We start from the raw sequence: 6,307 nt of genomic DNA, 5'->3' as shown, positions 1-6,307 counted from the left end.
GTCGGGCCGCCTCGTCGACCGCTGTGACCATGTCCCCCACCACGTGACGCTGGTCCGCGGCCGCACGCTGGAGGAACTCCTGGCGTCGCCCGGCGTCGGCGGGGCCGCCCGGGTCCAGGATCGCCGAGGCCGCACCGGGAGCGGTCCCCTGGCGGTGCAGCAGGCGGGAGTACTCGTCCAGGGTGCTCCTGGCGGACTCCACACCGGACTCGGCCTGTTCCCGCTCCGCGACCGTGCGGTCGGCGTCCGCGATCGCGCGGTCGAGTTGGATCCGTGCCATCTGCAGGTCGACGAGGGTCTTGTTGACGCCCTCCCGCTTGACGGCGATGTCCTGCCGGGTGGAGTCGAGTCGGGCGGACGCGTCCGCGACCGCGCGGATCAGACCGCTGATGTCACCGGGCGAGATCGCCGGGGCCTCCTGCGCCACCGCTATCGGGGCCTGGACCACGCCCGACGCGGTGCCCAGGACGAGCGCAGCCGCGAGGAGGGCGCGTCCGGGCGCCCGCATCGGATCCCGACGTCTCCGCGCTCCCGGAGCGCGGCTTGATGAATGGTCAGGCTTCACGTTTCACCTTCCGATAACCGCACGAGAATGCGGCTGACCGCGCGACCCGCACGGCGGGACGCGTCACCGAGGAGGGTGAGGGTCGGGTGATGCCTTCCCCTGCGCCACTAGAGCCTCATACCAACTCGGCAGAACCGATGGTTCCTCTAGCACCGTAGGTCACAGAAGTCCCGTCCGGAACACTGGGCGGCAAAATACACTGCTGTAACTCGAATAACGCGAGAAATGCCGGCGTGTCGGACGATGACGGAGGACCGCGTCCGTCATTGCGGGCGCTGCCGGGGAGGGTCAGCGCAGACGCCGGCGGAGGGCGACGGCGAAGGCGACCGCCACAACGATCGCCAGCACGAGCACGACCGCGGAGAACGCGCCCCAGGGCGGGGCGGGTGCGGTGACCTTGTGTGCGAAGACCGAGGCGGAGGCCACCGGGTCGAACTCCTCCCAGGCGTCGTCCTGGCCGGCCTCGAGTTGGTGGCGAGGGACTGTGTCGCTCGAGCTCCCGACGAAGGCCGGGGTCCGGACCAGGATGGTGCCGTCGTGCTCCTGGTTCAGCAGGGCGGCGAGGTCACGGGCGTCCGTGTAGACGGCGGCCGGGGCCTCGGTGTAGACCACCTTGAGGTCGAGTCCGCGGTCCCCCGCCTCCGTGACCACGGTCTGTAGGCCCTCGACGAACGGTTCCGGAGCGGAGACCCCGTCGTCGGCCAGGTCCCGGGACACGGCCTCGAAGTCGAGCCACTGCGGGACCTCGCCCTCCTGCAACGACATCACCGGCTCGGCCTCGTAGGCGAGCGTGGTCACGGAATCGTCGGAGTTGTCCACGGTCGATATGGTGCCATCTCGTCGTCGTCGAACCGAATACGCGCGCCGGACGGTGCGACACCCGCTCCGCGCCCCCCACCTTCGGGCGTGCCGGAACCTATACAGAACGAGCGTACTGGTAAATTGGTGACCGCAACCGGGCGCGAGGGTCCACAATGGGTCCTGTGTCCGCCCCCGGCGTTGCCGCCCGAGACACGCGGCGACACCGGGAGGGATGACGAATTGACATTCACACCACGAGTGGAGCTGACGTGACAGCAAGCATTGACAGCTTTGGCGCCAAGGGGACCCTAGAGGTCGGCGGCCAAGCCTATGAGATCTACCGCCTCTCGGCGGTCGACGGAGCTGCGAAGCTCCCCTATTCCCTCAAGGTCCTCACCGAGAACCTGCTGCGTACGGAGGACGGCAAGAACGTCACCAAGGCGCACATCGAAGCCCTGGCCGGCTGGGACCCCTCCGCCGAGCCCGACACCGAGATCCAGTTCACGCCCGCCCGCGTGATCATGCAGGACTTCACCGGTGTCCCCTGCATCGTCGACCTCGCCACCATGCGTGAGGCCGTCAAGACCCTCGGCGGCGACCCCGACAAGGTCAACCCCCTCGCGCCGGCCGAGATGGTCATCGACCACTCCGTGATCATCGAGTCCTTCGGTGGTCGCGACTCCTTCGACAAGAACGTCGAGATCGAGTACCAGCGCAACGAGGAGCGGTACCAGTTCCTCCGCTGGGGCCAGGGCGCGTTCGACGACTTCAAGGTCGTCCCCCCGGGTACCGGCATCGTGCACCAGGTCAACATCGAGTACCTGGCGCGCTCCGTGATGGTCCGGAACGGGCAGGCCTACCCCGACACCTGCGTGGGCACCGACTCGCACACCACCATGGAGAACGGTCTCGGCGTCCTGGGGTGGGGCGTCGGCGGTATCGAGGCCGAGGCCGCCATGCTCGGCCAGCCCATCTCCATGCTCATCCCCCGCGTCGTGGGCTTCAAGCTCACCGGGTCGATCAAGCCGGGCGTCACCGCCACGGACGTCGTCCTGACGATCACCGAGATGCTGCGCAAGCACGGCGTCGTGGGCAAGTTCGTGGAGTTCTACGGTGCCGGTGTCGCGGCGGTGCCCCTGGCCAACCGCGCCACGATCGGCAACATGAGCCCGGAGTTCGGCTCCACCTGCGCCATGTTCCCGATCGACGGCGAGACGATCGACTACCTGCGCCTGACGGGTCGCGACGAGGAGCAGCTCGCCCTGGTCGAGGCATACGCCAAGGAGCAGGGGATGTGGCTCCACGCCGACGCGGAGGAGCCCGTCTTCTCCGAGTACCTCGAGCTCGACCTGGGCGAGGTCGTCCCGTCGATCGCCGGGCCCAAGCGCCCGCAGGACCGCATCGAGCTGGCCGACGCCAAGAGCGCGTTCCGCAAGGACATCCACAACTACGTGGACGCCGGCGTCAGCCCCCTCGGTGACACCGAGAAGGGCCGGATGCAGTCCGAGGGCGGTGCTCCGTCCGACAACACCGGTACCGCGACCCTCGCTCACGCCGAGGAGGGCTCGGTCCGGGCCGACGCCTCCGCCGGCTCCGAGGGGCGTCCCTCCAAGCCCGTCGAGGTGTCCGTCGACGGCACCGAGATGGTCCTGGACCACGGCATCGTCTCCATCGCCTCGATCACCTCGTGCACCAACACGTCCAACCCGTCGGTGATGATCGGCGCCGGGCTCCTCGCCCGCAAGGCGCACGAGAAGGGCCTCAAGGCCAAGCCGTGGGTCAAGACCTCGATGGCACCGGGTTCGCAGGTCGTCACCGAGTACTACGAGCGCGCCGGACTCTGGCCGGACCTGGAGGCCCTCGGCTTCTACCTCGTGGGCTACGGCTGCACCACCTGCATCGGCAACTCCGGTCCGCTCCCGGAGGAGATCTCCAGCGCGATCCAGGAGCACGACCTGACCGCCACCGCGGTGCTGTCCGGTAACCGCAACTTCGAGGGCCGGATCAACCAGGACGTCAAGATGAACTACCTGGCGTCGCCGCCGCTGGTCATCGCGTACTCCATCGCCGGGACCATGGACTTCGACTTCGAGGCCGACTCCCTGGGCAAGGACACCGACGGCAACGACGTCTACCTCAAGGACATCTGGCCCTCCACCGAGGAGATCGAGGAGACCATCAAGGCCTCCATCTCCTCCAACGAGTACACGTCCAAGTACGCCGACGTCTTCGCCGGCGACGACCGCTGGCGTGGGCTCAGCACCCCGGACGGCAAGACGTTCGAGTGGGACGCCAAGTCGACCTACGTGCGCAAGCCCCCGTACTTCGACGGGATGCAGATGGAGCTGACCCCGGTCGAGGACGTCAAGGGCGCCCGCGTTCTGGCCAAGCTCGGCGACTCGGTCACGACCGACCACATCTCTCCGGCGTCGACGATCAAGCCGGGTACCCCGGCCGCGCAGTACCTCGACGAGAACGGCGTGTCCCGCCAGGACTACAACTCGTTCGGGTCGCGCCGCGGCAACCACGAGGTCATGATCCGGGGCACGTTCGCCAACATCCGCCTCCAGAACCAGCTGCTGGACGGTGTGACGGGCGGCTACACGCGCGACTTCACGCAGGAGGGCGCCCCGCAGGCGTTCATCTACGACGCCGCGCAGAACTACGCCGCACAGGGCACGCCGCTCGTGGTGCTCGGTGGCAAGGAGTACGGCACCGGGTCCTCGCGCGACTGGGCGGCCAAGGGCACCAGCCTGCTCGGCGTCAAGGCCGTCATCACCGAGTCGTTCGAGCGCATCCACCGCTCGAACCTCATCGGCATGGGTGTCATGCCACTGCAGTTCCCCGAGGGCGAGTCGCACGAGACCCTCGGCCTGGACGGCACGGAGACGTTCGACATCACCGGGATCGAGGAGCTGAACAACGGCGCCACGCCCAAGTCGGTCAAGGTCGTCGCCACCAAGGAGGACGGCTCGAAGGTCGAGTTCGACGCCAAGGTGCGCATCGACACCCCCGGCGAGGCGGAGTACTACCGCAACGGCGGCATCCTGCAGTACGTGCTGCGCAACATGATCAAGGGCTGATCACCTCCACCCCGACGGCGGTGCGCGGTAACACCTGGTGAGACAGGGAGAACCGCGTACCGCCGTGGTGTATCCGTAGGAAGGTTGTGAGATGCCCAGGGTCAGTCAGGACCACATGGACGCCCGGCGTCGAGAGATCCTGTCGGGGGCGCGCGAGTGCTTCGCCGAGTTCGGGTTCGAGGGCGCCACGGTCCGACGTCTGGAGGAGACCACGGGTCTCAGCCGCGGCGCGATCTTCCACCATTTCGACGACAAGGACGCGCTGTTCCTCGCGCTGGCGCACGACGACGCCGCGGCGATGGCGGCGACGGTGGCCGAGCAGGGTCTGGTCCAGGTGATGCGGGAGATCCTCGCCGATCCCCACGAGTTCTCCTGGCTCGGTACCCGCCTGGAGATCGCGCGTCGGATCCGCACCGACCCGGCCTTCCGTGAGCGGTGGACCGACCGGCAGGCGGAGCTCGACGAGGCCATCCTCGCCCGCCTGCGGGAGCAGAAGAACTCCGGGAGGATGCGGACGGACGTGCCCGATGACGTGCTGCGCGTCTACCTCGACATCGTGCTCGACGGGCTCATCACCCACCTCGCGACAGGGCGCGGCACGGCCCACGTGAGCGCGATGCTCGACCTGGTGGAGGCCTCGCTGCGCACCGGTCGCGAGTGATCCCGGGACGGGCGTACGGTGGGGCGCATGACCGCCTCCACACCGCAGATCCCGCTGATCGACTTGGGCGACGGCCGTGCGATCCCCCAGCTCGGCTTCGGTACCTACCAGGTCCCGCCGGCCGACACCGAGAAGGTCGTCTCGGACGCCCTCGAGGCCGGGTACCGACACCTGGACACCGCCCAGATGTACGGCAACGAGGACGGGGTGGGTCGTGCGATCGCGGCCTCGGGCATCCCTCGTGACGAGCTGTGGATCACCACCAAGCTCAACAACTCCTTCCACGAGGCCGCCGCCGCCCGCGACTCCGCCGAACGCTCACTCGAGGCCCTCGGCGGCCGGATCGACCTGTTCCTGGTGCACTGGCCACTGGCGATGCACAACGACGTCGCTCGCGTGTGGGAGGCCATGGAGGGTATCCGCGCCGACTACCCGGTCGACTCGATCGGCGTCTCCAACTTCACCCCTGCCCACCTGGCCCGTCTGTCCGAGGCGGGACTCAGCACTCCCACGGTCAACCAGGTCGAGTCGAACCCCTACTTCGTCAACGACGAGGTCCGCGCGGCGTGCGCGGACCGCGGGATCGCGGTGGAGGCGTGGAGCCCGCTCGCGCAGGGCGCGGTCTTCGGCGATCCGCAGCTCACCGCGTTGGCGGAGCAGGTCGATCGCTCGGTCTCCCAGGTCGTGCTGCGCTGGGTCCTCCAGCGCGGGGATATCGTCTTTCCCAAGTCCTCGAGCCCCGAGCGGATGCGTCAGAACCTCGATGTGTTCGACTTCGAGCTGAACGACGAGCAGATGGCCTCGATATCGGCCCTGCACAACGGCACGCGCTCGGGGCCGGATCCGGACACCTTCGACTGGCGCGGCTGAGGCGGGTCCCGGCACACTCCTCATCGCGAAGAGCGTTCCGAACACGTTTCGTTAGAGCCAGGTGCGCGGAACGCACTTTTCGACGGCGGACGCGGACGCCTCGACCTAGAGTCTGTCCATGACCACCACACGGGCGCACGGCGACGCCGCGCGCGCCGACGGTCCGTCCGCCGGGCGACCTTCGGGCCGGATGCTCGCCTCGTACGCCGCCGGCAGCGTGGGTACAGGGGCGTTCAGCACCCTGCCCGGCCTGGTGCTGGCCTATTACCTCACCGACTCGATCGGTGTGGCCGCCGCGGTGGCGACCGTGTTGGTGCTGGTGCCCAA

4 protein-coding genes and 2 pseudogenes are annotated in these 6,307 nt (G+C 68.4%); 4 read left to right on the top strand and 2 right to left on the bottom strand.

Annotated features, from left to right (window positions below; genetic code table 11):
* Both G6027_RS05795 and G6027_RS05790 read right to left on the bottom strand, forming a co-directional pair.
* Positions 1-508: pseudogene (locus G6027_RS05795) on the bottom strand (hypothetical protein); the annotation flags it as partial.
* A gap of 345 nt (positions 509-853) precedes the next feature.
* Positions 854-1,384 carry a DUF6676 family protein gene (locus tag G6027_RS05790; protein ID WP_182636243.1) on the bottom strand — a complete coding sequence of 177 codons (531 nt, stop codon included), beginning with the start codon at positions 1,382-1,384 and terminating at the stop codon, positions 854-856.
* Positions 1,385-1,635: 251 nt separating this feature from the next.
* On the opposite strand from G6027_RS05790, the gene acnA reads away from it, so the two are divergent.
* From acnA to G6027_RS18640, 4 genes and pseudogenes are all read left to right on the top strand, one after another.
* On the top strand, positions 1,636-4,449 hold the full coding sequence (gene acnA, locus G6027_RS05785) for an aconitate hydratase AcnA (RefSeq protein WP_182636241.1): 2,814 nt from the start codon (positions 1,636-1,638) through the stop codon (positions 4,447-4,449).
* A 91-nt stretch (positions 4,450-4,540) separates the two neighbouring features.
* On the top strand, positions 4,541-5,110 hold the full coding sequence (locus G6027_RS05780; protein WP_182636239.1) for a TetR/AcrR family transcriptional regulator: 570 nt from the start codon (positions 4,541-4,543) through the stop codon (positions 5,108-5,110).
* Positions 5,111-5,137: 27 nt separating this feature from the next.
* The gene (locus G6027_RS05775; RefSeq protein ID WP_182636237.1) at positions 5,138-5,980 is read left to right on the top strand and encodes an aldo/keto reductase; all 843 of its coding nucleotides are present in this window, start codon (positions 5,138-5,140) and stop codon (positions 5,978-5,980) included.
* A 118-nt stretch (positions 5,981-6,098) separates the two neighbouring features.
* Positions 6,099-6,307, top strand: a pseudogene (locus G6027_RS18640) (MFS transporter); the annotation flags it as partial.

The sequence above is a fragment of the Dietzia sp. SLG310A2-38A2 genome (assembly GCF_014145095.1).
Lineage (GTDB): Bacteria > Actinomycetota > Actinomycetes > Mycobacteriales > Mycobacteriaceae > Dietzia.
Note: the sequence above shows the minus strand (reverse complement) of the source record. Positions and strands in the feature narration are given on the sequence as shown.

Coding starts and splice junctions, on each gene's coding strand:
- G6027_RS05780 (WP_182636239.1), top strand. CDS start 4,541: ATGCCCAGGGTCAGTCAGGACCACATGGACGCCCGGCGTCGAGAGATC.
- G6027_RS05775 (WP_182636237.1), top strand. CDS start 5,138: ATGACCGCCTCCACACCGCAGATCCCGCTGATCGACTTGGGCGACGGC.